The sequence below is a fragment of the Arthrobacter sp. OAP107 genome, from assembly GCF_040546765.1.
In the GTDB taxonomy this organism is placed as follows: domain Bacteria; phylum Actinomycetota; class Actinomycetes; order Actinomycetales; family Micrococcaceae; genus Arthrobacter.
On sequence record NZ_JBEPOK010000001.1, the window covers coordinates 3,921,820 to 3,947,681 of the forward strand.

A 25,862-nucleotide genomic window follows, 5' to 3' on the forward strand; every position below is an offset into this window, starting at 1 on the left:
CCGGCACAATCAACCAATTCATAAAAAATCGGTATCAACAAACTTGGCACACTATTGAGTTCTCAAACAACAGACACACCCGGCACCACCCAAACCAACGTTCAGGATCGCTCCGGAGCAACTTTTCAAAGTTACCCGACCCCGCGAAGCTTGGCAAATCAGCGTTTCCGCGAATTTCCACTTGCAGGAAGGCCCCCACCCATGTCCGGCACACCGCTAAGTGCACCGTTTTTCGGGCCGTTAGAAAGGGGGTCGGTCGCTATCTTTCCGCTTCAGCGGCGGCGACTCGAATGACTTTACACGGCCCCGGACCCAACCGCAAATCGACCCCGGACGGACCACTCCACAACCCCACAAGCACCAGAATGCCGGGTCCTCGCCCGCGCTCAATGGCCACCGGATGCAGCCAGCAGTACACCACACATACTTATCGGCAGCGGTTACCCCGGCCGTAGGTCTGCGTGTGACCGGCTCAACTAGACAGAACAGTCTGTCTCGCATAAATTTCAGGTAGATCGACGGCCCCTATGGGCGGAGATCCGTTATCGCTGAAGCAGAAACGGCGGATCAATGTACATGTCCTTAGAGGAGCCCAAAATGGACGCCACCAAGTTCGAACAATTTATCGCCGAAGCACTGACCACGGAACGGGAGACCGACACGGTTCTCGGCCCCGACGAGCTCTACGGCCTCTACACCAGCTGGTGCCTGATTCATAAGTTGCAGCCGGCCGCCCCGGATTCCTTGTTCACAGCGCTTAAAGGACGCGGCATCGATCCGCACAACTGCGAACTGGCCATGACCGGGCCGGCGGCCGCCGACTACATCCTGGCGAGCGCCCCGAGCCTCATCTAGCCGGACCACAGAAAGAGCCGATGAAAATCGGCTCTTTCTGTGTACCCAGCACCCGGCATTTGACACACACTGCTGTCACAACGCTTCAACGCACTTATATCGCCGGCCCCCGAGGGCAGGGCGGGAAATTCAAGGTACCTAATGGCCGCACAACCCGGCATTGCAGAAGGCACAGTCATCGGCGGAAGGTACCGGGTGGTGGAACAGATCGGTTCCGGTGCCATGGCCAACGTGTACCGCGCCGTCGACGAGTCCCTCGAGCGCGAAGTGGCGCTCAAGGTCATCAACAGAAGCGACACCGCTCCACAGCCGGCGCGTGACGACGATGCCGAAGTCAAAGTGCTGGCGGCCCTGAACCACCACAGCCTCGTCACACTCCTGGACGCCGGCGTCGACCGGGAAGAGCCCGGCCGCACCCGCATTTATCTGGTGATGGAACTCGTGGAAGGGCCGGATCTCAAGCGCCGCCTTGCCGAAGGAGGCCCGCTCTCCTCCCGGCACACGGCCGAGGTCGGCTACGACGTGGCTGACGCTCTGGCCTACATCCACGAAAGCGGCGTGGTTCACCGGGACGTGAAGCCCGGCAACATCCTGGTCTTCGATTACCAGCACGACACCGCCCGCATGCACGCCAAGCTGACGGATTTCGGCATCGCTCTCATGGCTGATGCGCCGGACCTGCACGACGGCGGATTCCTTGGCACCGCGGGCTACCTCAGTCCGGAGCAGGCGAAGGCCGAGCCCATCGGGCCCCCCAGCGATGTGTACTCCCTTGGCCTGGTGCTGCTTGAGAGTCTCACCGGGCAGCAGGCCTTTCCGGGTGACCCGCTGCAGAGCGCCCTCGCGCGCCTGATGGACGACCCCCATATTCCGGATGACGTAGAGCCGGAGTGGCGCCTGCTTCTGGCCGCCATGACTGCACGCAATCCGGAAGACAGGCCGTCGACCACCGAGGTGAGCCAGGCTCTCTATGAGCTGTCCCTCAGCAGCCGCGGAAAGCACAGGGTGGACGCCACTGTCATTCCCGCGGACGAGGAAGCCCGGATGGAGGCCGTCCGCAGGTACGGCATCCTCGACACTCCCCCGGACGGTGCCTTCGACAGGATCACCGCGCTGGCCGCCAGGCTCTTCTCGGTGCCGGTGGCCATCGTGTCGATCGTGGACCATGACCGGATCTGGTTCAAGTCCCACCACGGCGTGGACGTGGAGCAGATCAGCAGGGACCCGGGGCTGTGCGCGTCGGCCATCCTGCAGGACGGCCTATGGGTGGTGGAGAACGCCCCGGAGGACCCGAGGACCCTGCTCAATCCGCTGGTCGCGGGCGAGTTCGGACTGAAGTTCTACGCCGGCGCCCCCCTTAAGACCCGGGACGGCTACAACCTCGGAACCCTGTGCATCCTGGACTTTGAGCCGCGCACCATGACGCCGGAGGACAATGCCAACCTTCGCGATTTGGCCGCGATGGTCATGACCGACCTCGAGCTGCGGCTCGAGGCAGCCGCCGGGCTGCCCGGCACGGCCCAGGGTTCCGCCGTCGTCAGTTAGGGCGCCAGAAGCCGCCCTCAACATAGCCAACACCGACGCCTGAACGGCGTATGTCAGGACATGCCCCTCACGCGGAGGGACCGCAAGCTTTTCCTAGGTTGCTGCGACCACCATGGTGCTGTCTGTAAGCGCAATTGGGGGCGACATGGACCTGTGCTCAGCATTTACCGGTCTCCAATACACAGGGGGTCGGCAATGGCAGTCTTGGACATCCACATCAACGACGCGTTCGTCGCGATGGCGGCAGTGGCGCTAAGCCTGAGGGCCGTAACGGTCACCGCGGCTTGAGCGCCCCCCAAGGGAACGCTCGGAGAGCTCGACGGCGGGAGGGCGACAGCGTCGCCGCCCACCCGTCGTCGGGGTCAATCTGGGACACAGGCCAGGGACCCTGCGCCTAAAAGCGCTACCCGCCGACGTGGTGGATGGTGAAGGCGGAAAGGAAGCCGACAGCAGCCACCAGGCCAGTGAGGTTGTGGTGCTCCTCGAAGGCCTCGGGGATCATCGTGTCCGCGAGCATGGCGAGGATACCTCCGGCGGCGACGGCGGTGATGAACGCGACCATCTCGTCTGGCGCGGTCTCAAGCGCGGTGTAGCCCACCAGGGACGCGATCCCGCTCAGCAGCGCGATGCCGCCCCACACGCCGAAAACGTAGCCGGCGCTGCGGCCGGCCTTCTTCATGCCCGCCGTGCTGGACAGGCCTTCCGGGACGTTCGAGATGAAGACGGCGGCGAGCATCGCCGGGCTCACAGTGCCTCCCGTGATCAGGCCCAGGCCGAGGACCACCGACTCCGGAATGCCGTCCAGGAGTGCCCCGACGGCGATGGCCGTGCCGCTGCCCGGATCGTCCTTTTCGCTGGGCTGCTGGTCCCTTGAGCGCTTCCGGTGTTTGGCTCCTGAGCGGGCCAGGAGTGCGTTGGCGCCGACGTAAACCACCGCGCCGGCGAGGAAGCCGAGGACCGTCGGCCAGAGTCCGCCGCCCTGCACGGCCTCGTCAACGAGCTCGAACGCCAGCGCGGAGATGAGGACGCCGGCGCCGAAAGCCATGATCGAGGAGACCAGCTTGGCGGGGATGTTCCATTTCCACGACAGCCCCGAGCCGAGGACCAGCGCTCCGCCGGCAAGAGTTCCCCAAAAGAGCGCTTGGGCCCACATGGGCATGGGTATCCGCCTTCCCCGGCCGCGAGGCCTTGTTGAGCTTTGCTGAGCTGGGGGACGGCTCTGTTAGTTGTGCCCTCCCCCGGTCCATAAGCATTCTCGCAGACAGCAAGGATGAATCCGGGGCGGCTGGCCGGAAGCGCGCAGGTCAGCTTCAGGCCGCCGGCGACCTGGCGGTCAGATACCCGGCGGTCAGATACCCCGCCGGAGCCGGTGCCAGCCGGTTGTGATGCATATCCAGATCCCGCCTATGGCTGCCGCGGCTGCGGCGACGGTCAGCGCTGCGCTGATTGTCTGCCCGGCGGCGAGGAAGCGGAGCGTGAGTCCCGTGAGATACGCGAGTCCGACGGCGGCCGCCACACCCAGCGTGAACAGGACCAGTGCCGCTGCGGCGCTGAAGGCGCGCCTCGCGGTGCCGCGGGTTTCAGCGGGCATCACCACCTTGAGGTTGGCATCCGGCTCACCAAATTCCCCGGGCTCACCGCTCCGCTCGGATGCGTCCCCGGATTCCCCGGATTCCCCGGCTCCGGCGGCGCCGGGTGTTTCGGCCTCCGGGTCGGCGTCGTTGCGGACCCGCCGGCCACGGCGGCGCTTGCCGACCGCCGTCGTTGGCTGTTCCCAGACCTCGGACAGAGTGGCCAACCCGCGCTGGGCAGCGATGGCGAGCACAATCCTGGTGCAGGCAAGCGCGTGCGCCCGCGGCTCGTGCTGCTCAACCGGCGGAAGGTCCAAGGCGGCGAGCACGTCGCTGAGGCGGTGCTGCGGCAGGGGCAGGTGATTCTGGGCGAGGCGCAGAGCGCAGTAGAAGTCCGTGGCGGGCAGGTCCAGGTGATGGTGCTCGGTGGCTTTGCGCATCACGGAGGCGTCGTAGGCGGCGTCGAACGCCACGAGCGGGTCCTCGCAGACGAACTGCAGGATGCCTTCGAGGGACATTTCCCAGTCGGCGGCGTTCCGGACGTCCTGTTCGGTGATCCGGTGGAGCTCCACGTTGATGGGGTCAAAGTCGTCGATGCCGGGCGGTGGCTTGATGAGCCACGACGCCGTGTCCACGATGTGTCCGTCCCGGACCTTGACCAGGCCGACGGCGCACGCCGAGCCGCGATGGCTGTTGGCCGTTTCGAAATCGATGGCCGTAAAACTGATTCCTGACATCCTTGCCTCCCCCCAGGGCATAGCACGGGAGGTCGCAAGCGCCGTTGCTCGTGACCTCCCGCACATGACTTCGCAATTCTTGCAGACGAAATGCCGGATTGCAGCCTCTGCTGAATATGTGACGTGCGCCATTCAGCAATGAATAGGGCGTTGACACCCGGCCAGGCCCGGAGTACCACGGCCTTGGGCGGTCCAATCCCGGGCCGTCCGCCTACGAGACCCCGACCACCTGGCCCTAAGGTGTAAGCCGCAGCCTCGCTTCAAAGGAGAAGTACCATGGCCCTTTCACTCGTCCTCCACCGTGTTGCCGACTACGACGCATGGCGCAAGGTCTACGATGCCTTCGCCGACGCGCAGAAGGACGGCGGCGTCACTGAGCAGTCGGTCCACCGGATGGCCGATGATCCGGACAATGTCCTGGTCATCCATAAATTCGACACAGTGGACGCCGCCAAGGCATTCTTCGCCAGCACAGAACTGAAGGAAGCCGTCCAGCGCGCCGGTGTCCAGGGCGAACCGCGGATCGAGTTCTTCGAGTAGTTCCGGTTCCCGAAGTAATCAGGAAAGCCCGACGGCGGGTGCCGGCAATGTTTGCCGGCCACCCGCCGTCGTGGATACAACCGCTCTGGTGGTTGAGCTTGTCGAAACCCAGCGTTCCGGTGATTGAGCCGGTGGGGATCACCGCCCCGGGTTCGGATCCACACCCTCGCCATCGGGCAGTCCGAGGTCATACTGGCTTTCGGCAAGGTCCGGGCCGTCCTCCGTCGGAGTCCCCGACAGTGTTATGGGCTCACCGTGGGCCGGATCGTCCTTATGACGGGCTTCCTGCAGATGCTGTTCCAGCTTCTCTTCCGCGTCCCGCCTTCGCTGGCCGACAGTGCGCATCTGCTGGGTGGTGGGGGCCGCATGCGCGTGCAGGCGCGGTCCATGATCCGGAAAGTTCTCGCTCATATTGGAATCGTCCCACCGGACGGCACGGGTGGCTACCTCCCCTAACCGCGAGCGGGCCAGGCCGGGAAATCCAGCCGTTGCTGGCCGCACAGCAGCCTGCCATTCTGGGTTCATCCCGCTTCCGACAGCGAAAGGACGAGACGATGCCGCTCTACCTATCCAAATTCAGCTACACACCGGAAACGTGGGCCCGGCTGATCAACAACCCTGAGGACCGACGAAAGGCCGCGCAGGCCTACATCGAATCGGTGGGCGGGAAGCTCCACGGATTCTGGTACGCCTTCGGCACCCACGATGGCTACAACCTCTGGGAAGCCCCCGACAACGTCTCCATGGCCGCAGTGGCACTGGCCATCAGCGGGGGCGGTGCGCTGAGCGCATTCGAAACGACGGTGCTTCTGAGCGTCGAGGAATCGATGGAAGCCATGCGTCAGGCCGCGCGGATCAGGTACCAACCGCCGGGCGCCGCACAGCAGCCCGAGGTCACCGTCGACTGAGCCTGCCGAATTCGAGTCGCCGGTTGAGCCTGCCGAACCCCGGAACCTCGGGATCCCGGCAGGCCCGATCAACCGCTCAACGCTCCGGGTTCAGGTCCTTGCGGAAGATCACGGTGCCGTTGGCGTTGCGGAGGGTGACGGAGAAGACGTCGTCCTCGCCGAGATCGACGTGGCCGAAGTACTGGCTTTCGCCGCTGCGCGGGGACTCACCGGCGTAGGCGCCGGCCCTGGAGAACACCACTTCCGGGCCGAAGGTGCCGTCCATCTGGTTGGGCCCGAAGCTGCCGGCGTTGATGGGTCCGCCGACGAATTCCCAGAAGGGGTCGAAGTCCTGGAAGGCGGCGCGCTCGGGCGAGTAGTGGTGGGCGGCGCAGTAGTGCACGTCCGCGGTGAGCCAGACGACGTTTTTAACCCGGTTGCGCTTGAACGCGGACAGCACGCGCGCGATCTCGAGTTCCTTGCCCAAGGGGGCTCCGGCGTCGCGGTTGGACAGTGATTCCTGCGCGGTGGGGCCGTCGGGGACGATGATGCCAAGTGGCAGGTCCGCGGAGATCACCTTCCACGTGGCCTTGGACTTGCTGACCTCGCGGATGAGCCAGTCGGCCTGTTCCTGCCCAAGAATGTGAGTGAGCGTCGTTTCCTTGCCGTCGGTGTTGGGGTCCTTGAAGGTGCGCATGTCCAGGCAGAAGACGTCCAGCTGCGGGCCGCGGGTGATCTTGCGGTAGATCCGGGCCGGCTCGAAGCCGGTGCTCCCGTCGCTGAGCTGGGCAATGGGCTGGTATTCCTGCCACGCCTGGCGGCCGCGGGCGGCGAGTACGTCCACGCGGCGCTCGGTGTAGCGGGCGTCCGTGAGGATCTGCCCGGGGTACCAGTTGTTGTGGGTCTCGTGGTCGTCCCACTGGGCGATGACCGGGACCTCTGCGTAAAGGGCGCGGATGTTCTTGTCCATCATGTTGTAGCGGTGGCGGCCGCGAAATTCCTCGAGGGTTTCCGCCACCTTGGAAACCTCCTCGGTGACGAGGTTGCGCCAGATCTGGCCGTCGGGCTCGGTGACTTGGGCGGAAATGGGGCCGTCGGCGTAGATGGTGTCCCCAGCGTGGATGAAGAAGTCCGGCTTAGTGGCAAGCATGGCCGCGTATCCGCGCATGCCGCCGATTTCCTCGTTGATGCCCCACCCCTGGCCGGCGGTGTCGCCGGTCCAGACGAAGCTCTGGCCGCGTTTGCTGCCGGCGCTGCGGGACCAGGGGCTGTTGGCCCTCGAGCCGGGCGCGGTGCTGAATGAGCCGCGGGCGGTCTCCCCCGCGTTGCCGTCCGGGTCCTCGAAGTGCATGGTGAGCGCGAAGCGGGTTCCGGCCGGGAGGTCGCGGGCGGCGATCTTCGAGGTGAAGTCGGTGGCGTCGCTGGCGGTGGTGCCGCGGAGGACCCGGCTGAAGGCGCGGCTGCCGCGGAGCGCATACCCGTCCTCGTCGACCGCCACCAGGTTGGCAACCAGCCGGCCCGCGCCCGACGCGCGGGACCACAGGACGCCCGAGTTGGTGGTGACATCTCCGGTGGAGATGCCGGACGGGAGGGTCAGGCGGTTGCGGACCAGAGGAACAGCGGACGGCCGGGCTGCGTGGGCGGGGACAACCAGGGAAGGCGCGACGGCGGCAGCACCGGCAGCGGCGATGGCACCCTTGAGGACGTTACGGCGGGAGAGAGCAGTCATGGGGCCATCGTTGACCGGCCGGGTTAAGGGGCGGCGACGGCGAGATGAACCGCAATAAGAACCCGGGTGACAACCAGATCGAATTCCTTGACAAAAAATGAAATTGGCTTCCCATGAGAGAGAGGCAGGGTCTAATATCCTGCACCTAGGCATTAATCAAAGAAGATATGCCGAGAGCTGACCCTTACTTTTGAGCAAGGGTAAATGGGTGGGAATTTGGTGCGTTGCACCTTTCCTCGCGGCAACTCATCTGCGGCTCCTAATGAGGGAACCGCTTTTACAGAAATATTCATCATTGAAATATCTACTGCCCTTGGGCCAATTATGCGTCATCGTGTTTGGCCTGCACATTTCCCCGACGAAATCTTTGGACGGAGTTTGCCATGAAGAAGCTTCTACTACTGACAGGAATGCTCACCGGCCTCGTGGCGGGCACGGGAGCCGTTGCTACCGCGGCGCCGGAACCCATCGGGACAGTGACCCTGACTCTTCGAGAGTGTGGATACAGAATTGAAGCCGTCGTGACGGGGAAGGCGGGTGTGAATGAACTTGCAAACGGAGCCACAATCTTCACCGCTCCAGGACAGGAAGTGACGCTTACTAACGTCAAGACCGGCGAAAGCGTCACTTTCGGCATCACAGGCGCGAGCCACGTCAACACAGTGTCCGCTAACCGCGTGGAAATAACGGCGACTGGCAGGAACGTACTGACAATTCCGGAGGGGGACAGAAAGGGTGTCTACCTAACAGTTGGTTCCGTCACGTACGTTCTTGACGGAAGAGGGAGACAAATCAGCCCCTTCGAAGGCACCGGGCAGGTGACGGATATCTGCGCACTGCTCGCCTAAAGAACAATCTGACGAGTCAGAACGGGTGGCTGGCATCACCGCCAGCCACCCGCCGTCGTACGTTTTCCTGAAAAGCAGCTCAGCGCAAAGGCACCTCGTCCACGAAGGCCACCGGCGCCACGGCTTGCTGGTAGAGCTTGAGGGCATCGGGCACGGCGAGGTTGCCGAAGTCCAGTGACAGCTGCAGGCCCTCCAGTTGGGCGTTGGCGCTCTCGGCCGCGCTGACCTTTTCGCCCAGCGCGCGGGAGTTGGCGAAGTTGGTGGCCAATGCGGCCGCCACGGAGAAAATCACGGCGGCCAGACAAAGGAACCGCCACACGATGGAGTCGTCGTCCAGTGAGAAGATCCCGCGTACCGCCTCCGTGAATCCGGTTCCGCCCACTGCCGGTCCGGCCGTGAGCGCGGCCGCCAGTGCACTGCCCACGATGCTGATGTTGGATAGCCTGTTCCGGCGTGGGCGCTCCCGTCCCAAGTAGGAGCGGATGGCCTGCTGCTTTTGGTCAATGCGCTCGGATAGCCGTTGCCGCGTATCGGCGGATTCTTCCATGGTTAGGTGCAGCCTTTCTCCCCCCGGTCGACGTTTGGATCAGGATCCCACCGCCCGGATTCCCGGTCCAGACTGGGCTGCTCAGGGGCCGCCCTCGGGCGCTGAACAGCAAGGCTCCAGCCAGAGTCCGCCGCAGCCACGGCAGGGCCTCAGCCACCGCAGGGAGCGGAGCAGGTGAAGTCGCGTTTCATCCACGACGGCGCCTGCGGCACGACTGCAGCCGTTCCCGTCAGCGCGTAGGCACCTCATTCACGAACGCCACGTGGGAAACAAATTGCTTGTAAAGCATCGCTGCTTCATCAGTCGCTATGTGGCCGAAGCCCAGGGACAATTGCAGTCCTTCCAGCTGCGCGAGGCCGTTTCTGCTGCGGTGACCTTCTCGGCCAAAGCCTGGGAATTCGCGAAGTTGGTGGCGAGCCCGGCTCCGACGGACAGAATTACTGCCCCAAGGCAAAGGACCCGCCACACCATCGAAGCATCGTCCAGGGAGAACATGCTCTGGATTGATGCCGTGAAGCCGGTGCCTCCGAACGCCGGACCAGCAGTGAACAGGGCGGCCAGCACACTGCCCACCACACTGAATTCGGTGAGCTTGTGCCGTCGCGGCCGTAGCCGTTCCAGGTAGGAGCGGAGTGCTGACTGCTTTTCTTCGATGCGGTCGGACAGCCTCTGGCGCGTCTCCGGCGAGTCATCCATGGCGTATCAGCCTCCCTCTCCGACGGTATTTGCGATCAGCATCCCACCGCCCCCATATCCGGTCCAGAGTGGAGTGGTCGGAGCCCCCACGGTTCCCGTGATCGTTCCCGAACTCGCGGGAACGCTTCGGGGACGCCGGAGCGTTCCGGCGATTGGGATGGTCTCCGGCGAATTCGAGGAGCGGTTGGGGCGAAGCCCAGTCAGAGCAGGGAGAATCCGAGCGAGACAGGGTTGTCTCCCTGTCAGGCGCAGGCAGGCTTGTGTACGTTAATCCCACGGGACTGCGAGGGCGCAGTCGGGCGAGCTGGGCAGCGGACGAGAGGCAACGAGGTTGGCAAGAACGAGGACGGCAAAGAAGACCGGAGCAGCACCCAAACTGGCCAAGGCATTGGCCATCGTCCTCGGCACCGGGGAACCGGGCACGGGAGACTCGGGCACGGAACAGATACCCATCCGCATACGGGCCTGGGACGGCTCTGAAGCGGGCCCTGAAGATACCCCGCTGATCGAGTTCACATCCCGCCGGGCGCTGCGGCGGATCCTCTGGTCGCCCGGGCAACTGGGGCTGAGCCGGGCGTATGTAGCGGGCGAGATCACCGCACACGGCGAGATCTTCGCAGCCTTCGCTGCGCTCAGCTCCGCCGGCAAGTTCGCCCAACCCGGCCCGTTCAGCAAGCCGACGCCCGGGGAGGTATGGACTCTAGTGAAGACCGGCGTCCGGCTCGGCGCACTCGGCCCCAATCCCGCTCCCCCGCCGGAGGAAGCGAAGGTGGAGAAGCACGGCAGGCGGCACTCCAAGAAACGGGACGCCGCCGCGATCTCCCACCATTACGACGTCGGCAACGACTTTTACCGGCTGGTCCTCGGCCCGTCGCTGGTCTACTCCTGCGCTGTCTGGTCCGACGAGGACACGGGCCTGGAGGCCGCACAGGAGGAGAAGCTCGACCTGGTCTGCCGGAAGCTCGGCCTGGCCCCGGGCATGCGGGTGCTGGACGTGGGCTGCGGCTGGGGAAGCTTCGCGCTGCATGCGGCCGGGCGGTACGGGGTGAGCGTCGTCGGCATCACTCTCTCCACCGAGCAGGCGGAGCTGGCCCGCAAGCGGGTGGCCGAGGCCGGGCTGACGGAACTCGTGGACATCCGCGTCCAGGACTATCGCGATGTGAACGACGGCCCCTACGACGCGATCAGCTCCATCGGCATGTCCGAGCACGTCGGCCGCGAACAGCTGGGCCGCTATGTGTCGCAGCTTCATGGCCTGCTGCGGCCTGGCGGCCGGCTGCTCAACCACGCCATCTCGTGGAACGCCGGGCCCACCGCGGACGATCCCGATTCCTTCATCCCCCGCTACGTCTTCCCCGACGGCGAGATGCTCGGCCTGGGCGACATGATCGTGGCGCTGGAGGGCGGCGGCTTCGAGGTGCTCGACGTCGAGGCCCTCCGCCGGCACTATGCGCTGACGCTGCGCGCCTGGGTCAAGAATCTCGAGGAACAGTGGGACGAAGCAGTGCGGCTTACCTCCGAGGGGCGCGCCCGCGTCTGGCGCCTGTACATGGCAGCCAGCGCCCTCGGCTTCGAGGATGGATTGACCGGCGTGAACCAGGTGCTGCTGCAGAAGGCCGGCGGCGAGGAGCCGCCGTTGCGGATGAGGACCTGGGCGGGCTGAACGCGGCGGAGCCGCGTCAGCTGCGTCGCTGCGAGATCCCGACAAGCCCGGTCAGCGGGCCCCGCCGGTTGACCACGTCGAAACCAGGAAAAACCACATAAGGAGCAAGGACAATGGCTAACATTCTGATGGTCGTTTCGGCCGCCGATTCGCTGACCATGAAGGATGGCAACCAGCACCCCACCGGCTTCTGGGCCGAGGAACTGGTGGTGGCTCACCGGACCCTCCAGCAGGCCGGACACAACGTTGACTTTGCCACCCCCGGCGGCGTCAAACCCACGGTGGATAAGCTCAGCCTGGAGCCCGGGACGGTGGGCAGCGAGGAGCGGGCGGAGGACTTTCGCACGTATCTGGACATGATCGACGTCGACCTTTTCGCCCCGCTGGTGCTGGCCGACGTCGACATGTCCGGGTACGACGCCGTCGTCCTGCCGGGCGGCCACGGGCCCATGGCGGACCTTTTCCAGGACAAGGACCTCGGCCGGATCCTGGTGGAGGCTGACGGCGCCGGCAAAATCATTGCGCCCTTCTGCCACGGCCCCGCGGGCCTGCTCAGCGCCGCGGCTGACGACGGCGAGTTCGCCTTCGCGGGCCGCAAAGTCACGGTGTTCGCCAACTCGGAGGAGCTGGGCGGCGGCACCGGGGAGAACACGCCGTGGTTTGTGGAGACGGCGCTGCGGGAGAAGGGCGCCAACGTGGAGACCGGCCCGGACTGGGCCAGCCACGTGGTGCGCGAGGGCAACCTGATCAGCGGCCAGAACCCTCAGTCCAGCGAGGACGTGGCCAAGGAGGTCATCAAGGCCCTCGCGGAGTAGGGACCAGCCGGCTGAAACAGCAACGCGGGGTCAGATCCCGCCCCATCCCGGCAGCGGATTGGGCGTTATCTGACCCCGCGTTGCATTAAACGGCAGGGAATCAGTCACCGATGCCGGGCTGGATGCGAACGAAGTCGACCTTGTTCCCGGGGTTGGTCCGGCTCTTCTGGTAACGCGAGAAGCCTTTCGCGTCCAGGTGGTTCTGTGCGCGGAACTCCGCGAGGGCCTCGTCGTACGCCTGGTTGAGCCGCTTGCCGGAGACCTCCTCCACCGAGCCGTCGGAAAAGGTCACGGAGACGAGGATGCTCTCCGGGAAATGCCGGTTCATTCGGATGAAGCCTTCAGCATCCTGCTGCAGATTGATCAATGTGGTCCGCCTTCTGGTCGAGGAGTTCCAGTCTGCCGTACTTTCCGCCAAAGTCGGACAGTAGTACGACGGCGGGAGGTCGGCAGATCTGCCGGCCTCCCGCATCGTACTTAAGAGTATTCAAGAAAGGGACCTAGGCCGCGAGCCCGGCCACGGCGAAGATGGCTGCGGCAATGGCGAACCCCATCACGCCGATCAGGGTTTCCATGACCGTCCAGGTCTTCAGCGTGGTCTTGACGTCCATGCCGAAGAAGCGGCCCACCAGCCAGAAGCCGGAGTCATTCACGTGCGAGACCACGACGGATCCCGCGGCCACGGCGATCACCAGGGCTGCGATCTGCATGCCGTTCAGCCCGGCGGTGGCCACGCCGGGAGCGATCAGGCCCGCGGTGGTGGTCAGGGCCACGGTGGCCGAGCCCTGGGCGATGCGCAGGATGGCGGCGATCAGGAAGCCGGCCAGGATCAGCGGGATGCCCATGTTGCCCAGCACATCGGCCAGGGCGCCACCGATTCCGGAGGTACGCAGCACGCCGCCGAACATGCCGCCGGCGCCGGTGATGAGGATGACCGAGCAGACCGGGCCCAGCGAGGATTCGAGCAGCTTCTCCAGTGCCCCATTGTGGACGCCGCGACGGGCACCGAGGACGAACATCGCCACGATGACGGAGATGAGCAGGGCCACGGGGGTTTCACCCAGCGTGCGCAGCACCTGGAACCACTGTTCGTTCTTTACGGTTCCCGGCAGCGCACCGGAGGCGGCCAGGGTGTTCAGGCCCGTGTTAATGAAGATCAGCGCGAGCGGCAGGAGCAGCAGGCCTATGATGGTGCGGAAGCGCGGCGGATGGGATTCCGCTTCGGCGGTAGCGTGACCCAAAAGTTCCGGAACCGGGAGCTCCAGCTTCTTGCCGGTCCACAGGCCGTACAGGTACGCCGTAACGTACCAGGTGGGGACAGCAGTGAGGAGGCCGGCGATGGTCACCAGGCCGATGTTCGCCTCGAAGAAAGCCGACGCCGAGACGGGGCCCGGGTGCGGCGGCATGAAGATGTGCATCACGGAGAACGCGCCGGCGGCCGGGAGGCCGTAGCGCAGCACTCCCCCGCCCAGGCGGTGGGCGACGGCGAAGACCACGGGGAGCATGACCACGAGGCCGGCGTCGAAGAAGATGGGAAAGCCGAAGATCAGCGAGGCGAGGCCAAGCGCGAACGGGGCGCGCTTCTCTCCGAAGATGCCGATCAGGTAGTCGGCCAGCACCTTCGCGCCGCCGCTGGTTTCCACGATCCGGCCCAGCATGGCGCCCAGGCCGACGAGCAGCGCCACGGTTCCGAGGGTCGTCCCGAAGCCGTTGATCAACACCGGGACCACCTGGTTGGCGGGGATTCCGGTGGCAAAGGCCGTGGCGAGGCTGACCAGGATCAGGGCAAGCAGCGCGTGCACGCGCAGCCTGATGATCAGGAACAGCAGGACGCCGATCGCTGCGGCCGCGATGAGCAGCAGTGGTCCTGCGCCCAGCGTTTGAGTCCATCCTTCGATGGTCATGATTCTCCTTTGAAGCAGATTTCTGGGGGGGTGGGTGCCGCTTGGGACGCGCGGCACCCGGGTGATGCAGTTAGTGGGTGCTTGGCGCCGGGTTCGGGGCGAGCGGGCTGGCCGTGAGCTCATTGGCGGGGAGCTGCAGGGCGGCCAGGATGGCGGCGATGAGTTCCTTCGGGGAACGGGTGATGTCCAGGCGGAGGCTTCCGCTTTCGAGTTCTCCAGCGGTCAGCGGCTCCAGGGTGGCAAGCTGGCTGGGCAGCAGCGTGGGCGGCATGAAGTGGCCCTCGCGCCCCTGCATGCGCTGGCTGAGCAGCTCGGCGTCACCGTGCAGGTGGATGAAGATTACGCGGCCTTCGGCTTCGGACAGAAGCTTGCGGTAACTCTGCTTGAGCGCCGAGCAGGTGAGCACGGTGCTGTGGCCGCCGCGGGCCTGGCCGGTCATCCAGTCCTGGATCTCCTGCAGCCAGGGCCACCGGTCCTGGTCCTGCAGCGGAATGCCCTGGCTCATCTTGTCGATGTTGGACTGCGGGTGGAATTCGTCCGCCTCCGCGCTTGCCCAGCCGAGGTGCTTGGACAGGGCCGCGGCGATCGTGGACTTGCCTGAACCGGCAACCCCCATCACCACCAGATGCGTGGCTGGATACTGCATGTTTACCTCCGAAGAAGACGTCTTTGGCTTGTGGAAGAAGCTCAATCGGCAGTCCGACTCGAACTGCGCTGGAGATAAGATATCACCAATTCGTCGCAAAGATACTATCTTTGCGTGTCACAGGTCATACCTTTGCCGTCTTCTTCCGGTACGCTGGAGGAGCGCCTCAGCGCAGAGGAAAGGCAGGACCATGTCGACGGCGACAGAAGACCGCGCGGATAACGCGAACGACGGCGGGTTGTCACCCGCCATGCACCAACGCGTCCTTGACGCTGTGGGCGTGGCCATCGCATCCGGCGCCCTGGCGCCGGGAAGCCGCCTGACCCTCGAGGGCCTCCAGCAGGAGTACGGCATATCGCGGACGGTGGCGCGGGACACCATGAAGGTCCTCGAATCGATGAACCTGGTCTACTCACGCCGGCGCGTGGGCATCGTGGTGCAGAGCCCGGACCTCTGGAACGTTTATGACCCCAAACTGGTGCGGTGGCGTCTGGCGTCTGACCGCCGAGCCGAACAGTACGCCAGCCTCACGGAGCTGCGCATCGCCGTCGAACCCATTGCCGCGGCGGGTGCCGCCCGCCGGGCCAGCGCAGCGGAACGCAGCCAGCTGGTGGCCTTGGCCGCGGACCTGCGGCGGCTCGGCGAAGCGGGAGAGCTTGAGGGATTTCTTACAGCCGACATCGCGTACCACCGGCTGCTGCTGAAGAGCTGCGGCAACGAGATGTTCTCGTCCCTTGAAGGAATGGTGGCCGAGGTGCTTACCAGCCGCACGCACCAGGGACTCATGCCGTTCAAGCCACGGCCCGAGGCCCTGGACGCGCATGAGGAAGCGGCCGCCGCGGTGGCTGCCGGGGACGCCACGGCAGCGGAGACCGCCATGCACCACATCCTGGACGAAGTGCGTGAGGCGATGGGGCTGCACTAGGGTGTGTTGCTAAACCCCGTAGGGGATGAAATGCGGTTGGCTGGTGTGATGGGCGATCGCTTTCTGGTTTCTGACGAAGTGTGGTCCGTGATCGGGCCGTTGTTTCCGACGTGGAAGGGCAACGGGCGTCCTGTTGCGGACCGCCGGCTCGTTGTGGAAGGGACGGCATGGAAGTTCCGGACCGGTGCGCCTTGGCGGGACCTTCCTGAGCATTTTGGGAACTGGAACACGGTCTTCAAGAACTTCGACCGCTGGGCCAAGGATGGTACTTGGACGAAGGTGCTGGAGCGCGTCCAGACCCGCGCCGAAACGCTTGGCGACCTCGACTGGATCGCGTCCATTGATTCCACGATCGTGCGCGTCCACCAGCACGGGGCGACACTTCCGCGCCCCGCGGGGGGCCCCGTCGAATTACATGAAACTCGGGCCTGAACCGGCAGATCACGCGATCGGGCGCTCCCGCGGCGGGCTCACTACCAAGCTCCACATGGTCACGGACGGCAGAGGGAGGATGCTTTCAGGCGTCCTAACGGCCGGGAACATCAACGACACGACCATGATGGCAGCCACCTTGGAAGGGATCCGAGTTCCACGCAGCGGTAAGGGGAGACCGCGCACGCGCCCGGACCGGGTCCTGGCCGACAAGGGATACACCTCCAGGGCAAACCGCATCTGGTTGGCCGAACGCGGCATCAAGGCCACCATTCCGGAGAAGTCTGACCAGGCAGCCAACCGGAAGAAGAAGGGCTCCTCCGGCGGGCGGCCGCCAGCGTTTGACGCCGAGGCGTACAAGGGCCGAAACGTCGTTGAGCGGGGTTTTAGCCAGCTCAAAAACTGGCGGGGCCTGGCAATGAGATCCGACAAGACTGCACGGAACTATATGGCTGCCATTCAGCTCGCCGCATCACTTGCCTGGCTAAAAGCGAGCTTTAGCAACACACCCTAGGCCGGGTAATCCGGCGGCACGGTTCCGTGGCGGCAGCGGAACCGTGCCGCCCGCATCCCGCGTTAAACAACCCAAGGCCCGTAGGGGTTCGGGCCTTGGGTTGTTTCGGCAGCCGGGTCAGGGCCCCGCGGGGGCATCACCGAGCCGCTGCGCTGGTTCAGATGGCGGCTGAAGTAGGACGTTCCGGGGCGACAAGGCGAACGGTGCGGCGACCATGCCCAGCCCGAGCGCGGCTATCGGGCCAGCGTGCAAGCGAAGAGGCGCGGCTTCCTCAAAGAGGATGCGTTGAACAGGGGGTACTACCGAGGGATGTGCGGTTTGGGAGGTTGTCTGCCCGGTGGCTCCAGGGCTTCGGACACGTCCGCCGCACTTCCGTGTGACCACTTTTTCTACTGCCCGGTAGTTGCGGAATCCCTATAGCCGCGCCTCGGAGAACGGCACGCTGGGCAGGCGACCTGCCTGCCACGCCTCGGTGGAGCCCTCGCTCGGGGTGTGGCCCCGGCCGTCATGCAGGACGGCACGAACGGTGGCGCCTGCAACCCAGAGTCCCGCAAGGCCAATGATGATGAACAGTTCCATGGTGTTTCCTCAGATGAGTGATGGTGATTGATGGGGGTGATTTCAGTGTGTTCGGCGGGCGTGTGAGCAAGCGTGTGAGAACCGCAGACACCGAAAAGCCGCAGCGGTACCATGAGCCCTATGGCCGAGGCGTGGATCCGGCTCCTCGGTCCCCCGCGGATCGAGTCCCCTGGCGCAAATCCTGTGCAGCCCCGCGGCCGCAAGGCCTGGGCGGTGCTGACCTACCTTGCGCTGCAAGCAGTGGGCACCGGACGGTCGAGAACTGCCTCGCTGCTTTTTCCCGATGCCGCGGATCCACTCGGTGCGCTGCGGTGGAACCTGTCCGAGCTGCGGCGGACCCTTGTTGGCGTGACGATGGCGGGCGATCCGCTAAAGCTGGAGATGCAGCCAGCATGGCGCTGCGACGCCGTCGAGGCGGTCGGGTCGCCCGGCGGTCCCGGCCTCGATCCCCGCCGGCTCGACGGCCAACTGCTGGAAGGGCTGTCCTTCGCCGATTGCCCCGTGTTCGATTCCTGGCTGGCGGACCAGCGCTACCGACTGGACAACTGCGTCCAGGCACTGCTCTATGACGCCGCATTGGCCGCGCTCTCTGCCGAGGCGCCGGACGAAGCGGCGGAGCTCGCGCAGCTGGCGCTGCACCGGGACCCGTTCCACGCGGACTGCAACACCGTGCTGGTTAAGGCCCTTGTGGCACTGGGCGACCATCAGCGGGCCAAGGAACACGTGGCCAAATGCTCGGAGCTCTACCGCCAGGAGCTCGGCCTGCCGTTGCCGGCGGAAGTCCGGCGGGCGCTGTCAACCGCGGCTCCCGCCGACCCGGGCATGCCGGCCACCTCCGCCACGGTCCAGTCGTACATCGACGCCGGCAACGCGTCCCTCCTGGCCGGCGCCGTCGACAGGGGGCTCGACCAGTTGCGGCTCGCCGTCGTAATGGCCCAGCGCAGCACTGACCGGCACCTGATCGCCGAGTCCCTTGTGATGCTGTCCGGGGCGCTAATCCACCAGGCGGGTGGCCGCGGCGCCGAGGTGGCGGACTTCCTACACCGCGCGCTATCGGCAGAAGGGCCCGACGGCGCCTCCCGGACTGTCGCCGCGGCGTACCGCGAGCTGGGCTACCTTTCCGTGCAGCGCGGTGTGCCTGACCGGGCGGCCGGCTGGCTTGGCCGCGCTATGCTCGCGGCCGAGGGATTCCCCGACGAACAGGCGCGGATCTTCGGCATCCAGGGCATGCTCGCTTCGGACACCGCCTACTATGAGGACGCGGTGACTGCCCTGAAGGAATCCGGAAGACTGGCGAAGGCCATCAAGAACCGCCGGCAGCAGGCCTTCAGCCGGGCCCTGCTGGGACGGGTGCAGCTGCTCCAAGGGGACGTGGGTGCGGCGGCGCTGTCGCTGGACCGCGCACTGGACTGGGTGGCAGCCGAACACTGGACGGCGTTCGAGCCGTTCGTGGCCGGGCTTCGCGGCGAAACCTTTCTGGCCGCCGGCCAACTGGAGGACGCTGCCGAAATGATTGACCGCTCGTGGGTGCTGGCAGATCTCGCCGGTGACCATTGCTACATGGCACTGGCGGCCGGCGCCGAAGCCCGCCTTTTCCTGACACACGGCGATCTGGTGGCAGCAGAGCACTGGGTACAGCGCGGACTGGAGCCCAAGCCCTGGTACCTCTGGTACTCGGCACGCCTGCTGGATGTGGCCGTTGAAGTTGCCCTGGAAACCGGCTCACCGCGTGCTTCGGAGCTGGTCGGCAAACTCGACCGCCTGGCTGGCCGCAGCGGGATGCGCGAGTTCGTGGTGCGGGCAAAGTCCCACCGGGCGGCGCTCGGTGACAAGACCGCGGCTCAAACGGTGTCGTGGCTGGCGAATGAGATCAACAGCCCCGCCCTTACGGCGTTCCTGGCGCGCCGCCAGGGTGGGTGAAGTACCGGAACTGTGCAGGCGATTGTGCCACGCGCCGCTGGTGGCTGGGCCCCCGGTTGCCGGCGCCGCCGGTGGGCGTGCGCCTTGGGTCGCTTACCCCGGGGCCGGCTCCGGGTAAGCGCGGATTGTGAATTGATCGCCGTAAACCGACCAGGTCAGCGGCGGGACAAGTTCCAGGTTTCCTGCCTTGAGGAGTCCATAGTAGATCTCCTGCCGGCCATCATGCTGGTAGTCGCCCCAGGATTTGAGGACCGACACTCTGGCGTCCACCACCCCGGTGAGGTACTCGGCTTCGTTTCCCCCCTGCGCAGGGGGCCGGTGCGCCCGCCGCGCCGCGCGCAAAATGCCCCCGAATGACTCGCTGTCCTCCCCCGGCCCGTGGTTGACGGACACGTCGTAATAGATAGCCAGGCCAAGCGGCCCCACGCCGTCCTTGATCGCCTCGGCGAGTGCCGGTTCCCAGTAAACGCGGTCCCGTTCATCCTGTTGGGCCCGTTGGAAAGCCGGGTCGCCGGCCGCTGCCTTCCAGTCCGCGACGAAGCCCGGGCCCAGCAGCTTGTGGCTCAGTGCGGGCCGCTTTTTGTAGGGGGCCTCCATGATGGGCTGCAACAAGGGGAGATACTTCTGCAGTAAATTATCTGGGGCGGCATTGGCATAGCACTGCACCAGGTCCAGCATGTCGCCGGTGCCGCTGCACCATCCCACGAGCCCGCCGGTGTAGCCGCGGCCGTCGTCGATGTCTTCGATGTAGCCGAAGGACTCGGTCCAGTCCTGGGTGGAGTTTTCCGCCGTGGAAGTGAACTGGAGCGCCATCTCTTTGTAGGCCGGATGCGAAATGTCCGGGCCGTCCCTGGCGAGCTCACGCGCGTCCCTGGCGAGCTCACGCGCGTCGTGCTGGCCGAGGCGTTCCCGCAACCACTCCAACATCAGAGCGGTCCCTGCAGGAAACGCCGCGGGTCAGACGCCGCTGGCAAGCGGTATTGGATCATGACTGTCAGGCTCCTTTTCCCACCGGTCGGAACGCCCTCATCTGGCGGTGGGGGTCTTGAACGGCGGTGGGGTCTCGAACGTTGTGCGGACCGGCGGCGGCTGGGGGTGAGATGCCCGGTCTCAGAGGCTCTCATCGCCGCCGGCCCAGTGACCAGTCAATCCGGAATGCCCTGATCACACACGAGTAGCCGCTACCCGATTCTGACGCGATGCGGCTACCCGGTTGCGCAGATGGGCATAACCCCGCCTGGACGTGGTGGCTGGTGGCCAGCACCCTCATCGGCCCAAGGTTTTTCCAAGCTTTCGGACGCATGCTCTGTCCAACTGTTATGGGGGGCCAAATGGGTATCAGATCCGGGTCATCACGGCAGCTTCCTATGCCGGGAAGCCCACTGGCAGCCACGGCCAGCCGAAGGGGTATCCTCGCCGCGGCCGTAACGGCGCTGTCGTTGGCTGTCGCCGGAGATGATCACCCCGCAGCAATAGCAACAGCTCCCCGGGTAGCAACACCGGCCAGGCAGCTGAGCACGTCCGGCAGAAGCAGCATCTTGGCGGCTGCGCCCGTTGCGGGTTTTAATGCGGCAACGGAAAATCTCAAGCCGGGAACACCGCGGGCCTCCGTTCCCACGCACTGGTCTGCGACTCCCAAGTTGGAGGCCTATCTTGGCCAGCATGCCTCCACTGCCGGCAGGCGAGTCATCACGCTCTACGTCAACTCCAGCCTGCACTCCATACGCATCCTGGCGTACCGACTCGGTGACTACGGTGGCGCCGGCCAACGCCTGGTCTGGAAGTCCAATCCGGTCAAAGTCAGTCCACAACCCCGTTTCACGGTGCAACACGGAACACGGATGGTCACGTGTCCTTGGAAGGTGACCACGTCAATCGACACGTCGGAGTGGCCCGAGGGCTTCTACTACCTCATCCTCACCGCAGGGGGCGGACATGACCACCTCATCCCGCTGGTGGTCGAATCCGCCTCAATGAAGGGCAAGAGCGTCCTGGTCTTCAACGACTGCACCATGCAGGCCTACAACAAGTGGGGCAGGTATTCCCTCTACACGGGGCCCAAAAACAGCCGCGCCCGGCGTTCCTACAAGGTCAGCTTCGACAGGCCCTACGAGAACCACCAGGAATTCGAGCACAGTAATGCACCGCTCATCCGGGCGGCAGAGGCAATCGCGGACAGCCGGCTGAACCTCGCGTACACGACGGAGGCACGCATCACGGGTCATCCGGCGCTGGTAAGCGGAGCCACAGCGGTCATCTTTTCGGGTCACTCTGAGTACTGGTCGCCGGCACTGCGGCGCACGATCGAAACCGCTCGAAATCGTGGCACCAACGTCATCTTCTGCGGGGCCAACAACGTGTACTGGCGCACTCGGACAGAACCGTCCAAGATGGGTCCAGACCGCATTCTGGTTTGCTACCGTAAGGCGACACTGGATCCTGTCCGCAGGGCGCATCCGGACGCTGCGACCACAAGGTGGCGCGACGGACCACGCGCCAGCCCGGAATCATCATTCACCGGCGCCCTTTACGGCGATTTGCGGGTCAAGGGGACGTTTACTGTCAGCGACCCTCATTTTTTCGCCTTTGAGGGCATCGGCGCTCCTCTCGGAGCCACCTTCCCAGGCCTGACGGGCGGAGAAACGGACCGTGTGTACACCCGGCGAAAAGGGCAGGCATTCGTGTATCCTCCGGATTTACACGTATTTGCCCATTCGCCGGCGGCAGGCAAGCATGACGCACACGGCTGGGCCGACTCGACTTTTTACACGACCGCTTCGGGTTCGGGGGTCCTGAATATGGCCTCCGTGGACTGGTTGAAAGGCATGTTCGACCCGAAGGTGCCGTTGAACTCACGAAGATTCGCCATGAGCGTGACCCAAAACATCGTCATCGAGGCGTCTCTGGGCCCGCTCGGCCGCCGCTTCAGCAGCGACGGGCACCGGATATCGTCCCGACAGCCCACAGCAAGCGCGGCGGGCCGGCAGACGGCACGTACCTTCTGACTGCGGCGGTCTGCTGCGCGTCCGGAGGCTTTTCGGGCTAGCGGCCAAAATGTGTGTACGCGGCGTGCTTGGTTGTCACTGTTCACACGGGTTGTAGGGGCTTGCACATGCTTTGAAAGCATGTGGAGTGACGGTTCCATCGAATCCACCCACGGTGCCTGTTTCATATCTGTCAGAACATCGCACGCATCTGACGCTGCGCCCGAAACTGGAAGCCGACAAGGAACTGCTGGCCCTGGCAGCTCGTGCAACGCCGCCACTGACAACCCCCGAAGAAAGAACCACACCCGGGTCCAAGACCCCATCGGCCCAGCCCGCTACGACCCAGCGTTCAGCACGAGGACGGAAACGGAATCCAACAAGGATGGGCGGACAACGCAGGTGACACGCCCCTCCTGTACACACATTTTGGCCGCTAACCCGGCTTTTCCAGCACCGGCGGTTAAACACAAGCAGGGCCCGCCGAATTGGCGGGCCCTGCTCGAAACCTAACGGTCCCGGTTATCTAAGGAAATTAGATAGCCTGGATGTTCACGGCCTGGGGACCCTTGGGGCCCTGCTCGGTTTCGAAGGAAACCTTCTGGTTCTCTTCGAGGGAGCGGAAGCCGGAGGAGTTGATCGCGGAGTAGTGCGCGAAAACGTCCTGCGAGGAGTCGTCCGGGGAGATGAAGCCGAAGCCCTTTTCAGCGTTAAACCATTTGACGGTGCCAGTAGCCATTATTTTTGTCCTTCGTGAAGGTGGAGGAAAAGTCCCGACTTTCGGGTCCTCCGGTGTGGGGTGTTCAAAACCGCTACTTCAGAAGAACGCGGACTTTCGACCGCGCGTACTGCCTGAACTACACAATGCAAACACAACAACGTGGTCAACTCTACAGCACTTCCACCAGCAAAAACACCAAACTTGCAGGCACAACCATTCGGGGCACAAAGCTGAAGAGGAACCTACTCCTGCCCGTTCCCGTCCAGCGCCGGGCTGTACGCGGTGTATCCGGGCCGCAGCCGCACGGCCCCCTCCCCCAGCACAGCAATGTCCTCCCACATCACGAAGAACGATCCGCGGTGCCGCCACCGCAGCAGCTTGGGCAGCGGCCACGGCTGCGTCAGCTCGTTCCGCTCGTAGCCCAGGAACGACGACCAGCTGTGCGGGCTGACCACCAGCCCCAGCAGCCGGGCGTCGGCCATCAGCCGGCGCGGGGCGCCGTCCACCACAAACCGGGCATCGGCCACCCGCCCGAGCCGTATGCCGTCGTCGTCATGCACCGGGGTGCCCAAGAGATCACCGAGGATCACGGCGGGCTCCCGACCCCGGGATCCGGGCGATGATCTTGTCGCGGATCCAGCGCTCCACCCAGTCTGCGTCCAGACCCTGGCCGCAGACGCCGAGCCGGACCACCACGCCGACGTCGGCCACGTCCGTCCACGGGATCCGGATGAGCCGGGACGACGGCGGCCTACCGCCGAAGATGCGCGTCCCCAGGACGGGGCCGGTCAGCAGCGCGGTGAGCACCGGCGCCGGCGTTCCCTCGGGAATCATCGTGCCCAGGGGAAGCTCGGGTGCGCCCTCGGGGACGCCGAACTCGAGGTCGTCCACGGTGGTGACCGGGACGCCGTCGCTGTCCAGAACCTGGCGGTCCAGCAGGTGCAGCTGCGCATCCAGGGTCTGCCCGGCGACGGGAGGAACGGAGGGCAGCGGGCGGGGTGTTTTCATGCGCCGGCTCCTGTCACGATCATCAGCGGAATGGCCGCCAGCGAAGCCACGAGGATCACCACGAGGTAGATCATGGCCACCACATTCACGCCGCGGCCGTTGACGTGCTTGCCCATGTATTGGGGGTCGTTGGCCACGATCAGGATGGGCAGGTACGTCAGCGGCAGCGCCACGGCGGAGAACACCACCGAGTATTCGGTCACCAGCACCGGATCCACGCCCGTGGCCAGCACGGCCAGCCCCACCAGCAGGCAGATGATCATCGACACATGGAACCGGGCCGCCTCGGCAGGCTTCCGGAACTTGCCCCAGGACCAGCCGAAGAACTGCGCCAGCGTGTAGCCGCTGGAGAGCGTCGTTTCCAGCGCGGCACCGAACGTCGCGGCCATAATGCCAAGAAGGACGACGGCGAGCCCCAGTTTCCCGGCGCCCGCCGCCACCGGGAGGATCACCTGGGAGAGGGACGTGACGGCGATGCCGGCCGGAAGAAGCACGACGGCGGCGCACCCGGCGATCGCGACGGACAGTAGCCCGCCGAGCGGGAACCCCACCAGAACGTTGATCCGCGACTGGATCAGGTCCTTGATCTTCCACCCCTCCTCCACAGCGCCGGAGGAAAAGAAGAACACCTCGTACGGCGTCATCGCGGCACCGAACAGCGCGATGGCGAAGTACCAGTAGGTGGCGCCGGTTTCCTCGGCCGGGACGGCGGGGATGGCCTGGCTGGCCAGGTTGCCCCAGTCCGGCTTGAGCAGGAACAGCGCCACCGCAAAGACGATCAGCGTCAGGCCGAGGAGCCCGGTGACGTTTTCCATGATGGAGAACTTGACCCGCCAGATGACCAGCCACACGGCCACGGCCGCCAGCGGAATCCAGAGCAGGTAGTTGACGCTGCTGGCCAGCTGCAGGGCCAGTGCGACGCCGCCGATCTCCGCGGTCACGGTCATCAGGTTGATGAGGAAGGACGCGGACAGGTTCGCCAGCCCGGCGCGCGGCCCCAGGCGTTCGCGGATCACCTCGAACGTGGCCCGGCCGGAGGCGGCCGCCACCCGCCCGGACATGTTGGCGAACACGCAGATGCCCACGACGCCGACGGCCACCACCCAGACCAGGGACATCCCGAACCGGGACCCGACGACGGCGTTGGTCACCAGGTCGCCGATGTCCACGAAGCCGCCAATGGCGGTCAGGATGCCGAGGGCGACGCCGAGCAGGCGTTTCATTTCTTGCCCACCTTCGACGTGAGCTGCTCCAGCGCGTCCTCAGCCGAGGCGAGCGCCTTGTCTCCGTCCGAAAGGGACGGGCCGCCGTCGTCGGATGATACGGCGTTCCGTGCGGTGGTGAGGCTTGCGGCCGAACTGTCCAGGACCTTCAGCGCCTCCTCCCGCACCTGCCGGTCCCCGGGCGAGGTGGGCGAGAGGCGCAGGACGGTGTCGCGGCTGGTCTGCACTTCCTTGAGGGCGTCCTCGAGCGCGGTGGAGGTGGCGGCCTTGGTGAGCCTGCCGCCGGAGTCGAGGCCGACGGCGAGCTTGGCGGTGGCGATGGCGGAGGAGCTGTTCTGGGCGGCGGTGGACACGGTGTCCCTGACGGCGCTGCCGGCTGAGCAGGAGGTGAGGACGGCTCCGAGACAGGCAACGGCGGCGAGTGTCCGGCGGCCCGTCCGGGCTCCGGCTGGCCTGGTCTGCACCTTCCCTCCAGCCTCCGGGCAGGCCCGGTTGGTCCGAAACGCCGCTGCAATTAGTTGCCTTGAGCTATGTATAGCACTGCGCACCGGTAAACAGCAGAGCGCCGCAAGG

At 65.3% G+C, this 25,862-nt stretch carries 27 protein-coding genes; 11 read left to right on the plus strand and 16 right to left on the minus strand.

Features of this window, described 5'->3' with window-relative positions; all coding sequences use genetic code 11:
- Positions 1–597 precede the first annotated feature (597 nt).
- Positions 598–855 (plus strand): hypothetical protein, encoded by a 258-nt coding sequence (locus tag ABIE00_RS17940; protein WP_354262057.1) that lies wholly within the window; start codon positions 598–600, stop codon positions 853–855.
- A gap of 141 nt (positions 856–996) precedes the next feature.
- On the plus strand, positions 997–2,400 hold the full coding sequence (locus tag ABIE00_RS17945) for a GAF domain-containing serine/threonine-protein kinase (RefSeq protein ID WP_354262058.1): 1,404 nt from the start codon (positions 997–999) through the stop codon (positions 2,398–2,400).
- Positions 2,401–2,803: 403 nt separating this feature from the next.
- Here the strand turns inward: ABIE00_RS17945 and ABIE00_RS17950 are convergent, their stop codons facing one another.
- Entirely contained in the window at positions 2,804–3,559 is a 756-nt protein-coding gene (locus ABIE00_RS17950) for a ZIP family metal transporter (RefSeq protein WP_354262059.1), read from the minus strand.
- A 189-nt stretch (positions 3,560–3,748) separates the two neighbouring features.
- The gene (locus ABIE00_RS17955) at positions 3,749–4,708 is read right to left on the minus strand and encodes a 3'-5' exonuclease family protein (RefSeq protein WP_354262060.1); all 960 of its coding nucleotides are present in this window, start codon (positions 4,706–4,708) and stop codon (positions 3,749–3,751) included.
- Positions 4,709–4,984: 276 nt separating this feature from the next.
- On the opposite strand from ABIE00_RS17955, the gene ABIE00_RS17960 reads away from it, so the two are divergent.
- A complete protein-coding gene (locus ABIE00_RS17960; RefSeq protein WP_354262061.1) occupies positions 4,985–5,248 on the plus strand; it encodes a hypothetical protein in 264 nt (87 codons plus the stop codon).
- Between the two features lie 138 nt (positions 5,249–5,386).
- Here ABIE00_RS17960 and ABIE00_RS17965 read toward each other — a convergent pair whose 3' ends face one another.
- Positions 5,387–5,659, minus strand: a complete 273-nt coding sequence (locus ABIE00_RS17965) for a hypothetical protein (RefSeq protein WP_354262062.1) — start codon at positions 5,657–5,659, stop codon at positions 5,387–5,389.
- Between the two features lie 143 nt (positions 5,660–5,802).
- Here ABIE00_RS17965 and ABIE00_RS17970 point away from each other — a divergent pair, with 143 nt between their 5' ends.
- Positions 5,803–6,156 carry a GYD domain-containing protein gene (locus tag ABIE00_RS17970; RefSeq protein ID WP_354262063.1) on the plus strand — a complete coding sequence of 118 codons (354 nt, stop codon included), beginning with the start codon at positions 5,803–5,805 and terminating at the stop codon, positions 6,154–6,156.
- A 76-nt stretch (positions 6,157–6,232) separates the two neighbouring features.
- On the opposite strand, the gene ABIE00_RS17975 is transcribed toward ABIE00_RS17970, so the two are convergent.
- Positions 6,233–7,864 (minus strand): alkaline phosphatase D family protein, encoded by a 1,632-nt coding sequence (locus ABIE00_RS17975; RefSeq protein WP_354262064.1) that lies wholly within the window; start codon positions 7,862–7,864, stop codon positions 6,233–6,235.
- Positions 7,865–8,247: 383 nt separating this feature from the next.
- Here ABIE00_RS17975 and ABIE00_RS17980 point away from each other — a divergent pair, with 383 nt between their 5' ends.
- Positions 8,248–8,712 carry a hypothetical protein gene (locus tag ABIE00_RS17980; protein WP_354262065.1) on the plus strand — a complete coding sequence of 155 codons (465 nt, stop codon included), beginning with the start codon at positions 8,248–8,250 and terminating at the stop codon, positions 8,710–8,712.
- A 79-nt stretch (positions 8,713–8,791) separates the two neighbouring features.
- Here the strand turns inward: ABIE00_RS17980 and ABIE00_RS17985 are convergent, their stop codons facing one another.
- Both ABIE00_RS17985 and ABIE00_RS17990 read right to left on the minus strand, forming a co-directional pair.
- Positions 8,792–9,259, minus strand: a complete 468-nt coding sequence (locus ABIE00_RS17985) for a hypothetical protein (protein ID WP_354262066.1) — start codon at positions 9,257–9,259, stop codon at positions 8,792–8,794.
- Between the two features lie 306 nt (positions 9,260–9,565).
- A complete protein-coding gene (locus tag ABIE00_RS17990; RefSeq protein WP_354262067.1) occupies positions 9,566–9,955 on the minus strand; it encodes a hypothetical protein in 390 nt (129 codons plus the stop codon).
- A 331-nt stretch (positions 9,956–10,286) separates the two neighbouring features.
- Here ABIE00_RS17990 and ABIE00_RS17995 point away from each other — a divergent pair, with 331 nt between their 5' ends.
- Positions 10,287–11,618 (plus strand): class I SAM-dependent methyltransferase, encoded by a 1,332-nt coding sequence (locus ABIE00_RS17995; RefSeq protein ID WP_354262068.1) that lies wholly within the window; start codon positions 10,287–10,289, stop codon positions 11,616–11,618.
- Positions 11,619–11,731: 113 nt separating this feature from the next.
- Positions 11,732–12,433, plus strand: coding sequence for a type 1 glutamine amidotransferase domain-containing protein (locus ABIE00_RS18000; protein WP_354262069.1), 702 nt, complete (start codon positions 11,732–11,734; stop codon positions 12,431–12,433).
- 100 nt (positions 12,434–12,533) lie between these two features.
- Here ABIE00_RS18000 and ABIE00_RS18005 read toward each other — a convergent pair whose 3' ends face one another.
- The 3 genes from ABIE00_RS18005 to ABIE00_RS18015 all read right to left on the minus strand — a co-directional run bounded on the left by ABIE00_RS18005 (position 12,534) and on the right by ABIE00_RS18015 (position 14,983).
- The gene (locus tag ABIE00_RS18005) at positions 12,534–12,800 is read right to left on the minus strand and encodes a hypothetical protein (protein ID WP_354262070.1); all 267 of its coding nucleotides are present in this window, start codon (positions 12,798–12,800) and stop codon (positions 12,534–12,536) included.
- Positions 12,801–12,933: 133 nt separating this feature from the next.
- Positions 12,934–14,337, minus strand: coding sequence for a GntP family permease (locus ABIE00_RS18010; RefSeq protein ID WP_354262071.1), 1,404 nt, complete (start codon positions 14,335–14,337; stop codon positions 12,934–12,936).
- A 70-nt stretch (positions 14,338–14,407) separates the two neighbouring features.
- Positions 14,408–14,983: a gluconokinase gene (locus tag ABIE00_RS18015; RefSeq protein WP_354262072.1), complete on the minus strand. Its 576-nt coding sequence runs from the start codon at positions 14,981–14,983 to the stop codon at positions 14,408–14,410.
- Positions 14,984–15,173: 190 nt separating this feature from the next.
- Here ABIE00_RS18015 and ABIE00_RS18020 point away from each other — a divergent pair, with 190 nt between their 5' ends.
- Both ABIE00_RS18020 and ABIE00_RS18025 read left to right on the plus strand, forming a co-directional pair.
- Complete coding sequence (locus tag ABIE00_RS18020; RefSeq protein WP_354262073.1) at positions 15,174–15,908, plus strand: FadR/GntR family transcriptional regulator; 735 nt, start codon at positions 15,174–15,176, stop codon at positions 15,906–15,908.
- A 48-nt stretch (positions 15,909–15,956) separates the two neighbouring features.
- Positions 15,957–16,854, plus strand: a protein-coding gene (locus ABIE00_RS18025) for an IS5 family transposase (RefSeq protein WP_502914230.1) whose coding sequence is annotated in 2 segments (ribosomal slippage) — positions 15,957–16,304 and positions 16,306–16,854 — 897 coding nt in all. Because the reading frame shifts where the segments join, the coding sequence is not laid out codon by codon here.
- 414 nt (positions 16,855–17,268) lie between these two features.
- Here ABIE00_RS18025 and ABIE00_RS18030 read toward each other — a convergent pair.
- Positions 17,269–17,433, minus strand: a complete 165-nt coding sequence (locus ABIE00_RS18030) for a hypothetical protein (RefSeq protein ID WP_354262075.1) — start codon at positions 17,431–17,433, stop codon at positions 17,269–17,271.
- 120 nt (positions 17,434–17,553) lie between these two features.
- Here ABIE00_RS18030 and ABIE00_RS18035 point away from each other — a divergent pair, with 120 nt between their 5' ends.
- Positions 17,554–19,353: an AfsR/SARP family transcriptional regulator gene (locus ABIE00_RS18035; RefSeq protein ID WP_354262076.1), complete on the plus strand. Its 1,800-nt coding sequence runs from the start codon at positions 17,554–17,556 to the stop codon at positions 19,351–19,353.
- A gap of 93 nt (positions 19,354–19,446) precedes the next feature.
- Here ABIE00_RS18035 and ABIE00_RS18040 read toward each other — a convergent pair whose 3' ends face one another.
- Entirely contained in the window at positions 19,447–20,280 is an 834-nt protein-coding gene (locus ABIE00_RS18040) for a chitosanase (RefSeq protein ID WP_354262077.1), read from the minus strand.
- Positions 20,281–20,720: 440 nt separating this feature from the next.
- Here ABIE00_RS18040 and ABIE00_RS18045 point away from each other — a divergent pair, with 440 nt between their 5' ends.
- The gene (locus ABIE00_RS18045) at positions 20,721–22,358 is read left to right on the plus strand and encodes a N,N-dimethylformamidase beta subunit family domain-containing protein (protein WP_354262078.1); all 1,638 of its coding nucleotides are present in this window, start codon (positions 20,721–20,723) and stop codon (positions 22,356–22,358) included.
- Positions 22,359–22,872: 514 nt separating this feature from the next.
- Here the strand turns inward: ABIE00_RS18045 and ABIE00_RS18050 are convergent.
- The 5 genes from ABIE00_RS18050 to ABIE00_RS18070 all read right to left on the minus strand — a co-directional run bounded on the left by ABIE00_RS18050 (position 22,873) and on the right by ABIE00_RS18070 (position 25,753).
- Positions 22,873–23,076 (minus strand): cold-shock protein, encoded by a 204-nt coding sequence (locus tag ABIE00_RS18050; protein ID WP_003806113.1) that lies wholly within the window; start codon positions 23,074–23,076, stop codon positions 22,873–22,875.
- A gap of 224 nt (positions 23,077–23,300) precedes the next feature.
- Positions 23,301–23,648 carry a PRC-barrel domain-containing protein gene (locus ABIE00_RS18055; RefSeq protein WP_354262079.1) on the minus strand — a complete coding sequence of 116 codons (348 nt, stop codon included), beginning with the start codon at positions 23,646–23,648 and terminating at the stop codon, positions 23,301–23,303.
- The gene (locus ABIE00_RS18060) at positions 23,635–24,066 is read right to left on the minus strand and encodes a hypothetical protein (RefSeq protein WP_354262080.1); all 432 of its coding nucleotides are present in this window, start codon (positions 24,064–24,066) and stop codon (positions 23,635–23,637) included. The genes ABIE00_RS18055 and ABIE00_RS18060 overlap by 14 nt, the downstream gene beginning before the upstream one ends.
- Positions 24,063–25,289, minus strand: coding sequence for an Nramp family divalent metal transporter (locus tag ABIE00_RS18065; RefSeq protein WP_354262081.1), 1,227 nt, complete (start codon positions 25,287–25,289; stop codon positions 24,063–24,065). The genes ABIE00_RS18060 and ABIE00_RS18065 overlap by 4 nt, the downstream gene beginning before the upstream one ends.
- Entirely contained in the window at positions 25,286–25,753 is a 468-nt protein-coding gene (locus ABIE00_RS18070; RefSeq protein ID WP_354262082.1) for a hypothetical protein, read from the minus strand. Before ABIE00_RS18070 ends, ABIE00_RS18065 begins: the two co-directional genes overlap by 4 nt.
- Positions 25,754–25,862: the final 109 nt, after the last annotated feature.

What these genes read in the sequence shown, in the direction of transcription:
- ABIE00_RS18030 (WP_354262075.1), bottom strand. Translation starts at nt 17,433, where the DNA reads ATGGAACTGTTCATCATCATTGGCCTTGCGGGACTCTGGGTTGCAGGC.
- ABIE00_RS18045 (WP_354262078.1), top strand. Translation starts at nt 20,721, where the DNA reads ATGCCGGGAAGCCCACTGGCAGCCACGGCCAGCCGAAGGGGTATCCTC.
- ABIE00_RS17945 (WP_354262058.1), top strand. Translation starts at nt 997, where the DNA reads ATGGCCGCACAACCCGGCATTGCAGAAGGCACAGTCATCGGCGGAAGG.
- ABIE00_RS17965 (WP_354262062.1), bottom strand. Translation starts at nt 5,659, where the DNA reads ATGAGCGAGAACTTTCCGGATCATGGACCGCGCCTGCACGCGCATGCG.
- ABIE00_RS17955 (WP_354262060.1), bottom strand. Translation starts at nt 4,708, where the DNA reads ATGTCAGGAATCAGTTTTACGGCCATCGATTTCGAAACGGCCAACAGC.
- ABIE00_RS18000 (WP_354262069.1), top strand. Translation starts at nt 11,732, where the DNA reads ATGGCTAACATTCTGATGGTCGTTTCGGCCGCCGATTCGCTGACCATG.
- ABIE00_RS17960 (WP_354262061.1), top strand. Translation starts at nt 4,985, where the DNA reads ATGGCCCTTTCACTCGTCCTCCACCGTGTTGCCGACTACGACGCATGG.
- ABIE00_RS18060 (WP_354262080.1), bottom strand. Translation starts at nt 24,066, where the DNA reads ATGAAAACACCCCGCCCGCTGCCCTCCGTTCCTCCCGTCGCCGGGCAG.
- ABIE00_RS18015 (WP_354262072.1), bottom strand. Translation starts at nt 14,983, where the DNA reads ATGCAGTATCCAGCCACGCATCTGGTGGTGATGGGGGTTGCCGGTTCA.
- ABIE00_RS18040 (WP_354262077.1), bottom strand. Translation starts at nt 20,280, where the DNA reads ATGTTGGAGTGGTTGCGGGAACGCCTCGGCCAGCACGACGCGCGTGAG.
- ABIE00_RS17985 (WP_354262066.1), bottom strand. Translation starts at nt 9,259, where the DNA reads ATGGAAGAATCCGCCGATACGCGGCAACGGCTATCCGAGCGCATTGAC.
- ABIE00_RS17940 (WP_354262057.1), top strand. Translation starts at nt 598, where the DNA reads ATGGACGCCACCAAGTTCGAACAATTTATCGCCGAAGCACTGACCACG.
- ABIE00_RS18050 (WP_003806113.1), bottom strand. Translation starts at nt 23,076, where the DNA reads ATGGCTACTGGCACCGTCAAATGGTTTAACGCTGAAAAGGGCTTCGGC.
- ABIE00_RS17970 (WP_354262063.1), top strand. Translation starts at nt 5,803, where the DNA reads ATGCCGCTCTACCTATCCAAATTCAGCTACACACCGGAAACGTGGGCC.
- ABIE00_RS17990 (WP_354262067.1), bottom strand. Translation starts at nt 9,955, where the DNA reads ATGGATGACTCGCCGGAGACGCGCCAGAGGCTGTCCGACCGCATCGAA.
- ABIE00_RS17975 (WP_354262064.1), bottom strand. Translation starts at nt 7,864, where the DNA reads ATGACTGCTCTCTCCCGCCGTAACGTCCTCAAGGGTGCCATCGCCGCT.
- ABIE00_RS18065 (WP_354262081.1), bottom strand. Translation starts at nt 25,289, where the DNA reads ATGAAACGCCTGCTCGGCGTCGCCCTCGGCATCCTGACCGCCATTGGC.
- ABIE00_RS18010 (WP_354262071.1), bottom strand. Translation starts at nt 14,337, where the DNA reads ATGACCATCGAAGGATGGACTCAAACGCTGGGCGCAGGACCACTGCTG.
- ABIE00_RS18020 (WP_354262073.1), top strand. Translation starts at nt 15,174, where the DNA reads ATGTCGACGGCGACAGAAGACCGCGCGGATAACGCGAACGACGGCGGG.
- ABIE00_RS18035 (WP_354262076.1), top strand. Translation starts at nt 17,554, where the DNA reads ATGGCCGAGGCGTGGATCCGGCTCCTCGGTCCCCCGCGGATCGAGTCC.
- ABIE00_RS17950 (WP_354262059.1), bottom strand. Translation starts at nt 3,559, where the DNA reads ATGCCCATGTGGGCCCAAGCGCTCTTTTGGGGAACTCTTGCCGGCGGA.
- ABIE00_RS17980 (WP_354262065.1), top strand. Translation starts at nt 8,248, where the DNA reads ATGAAGAAGCTTCTACTACTGACAGGAATGCTCACCGGCCTCGTGGCG.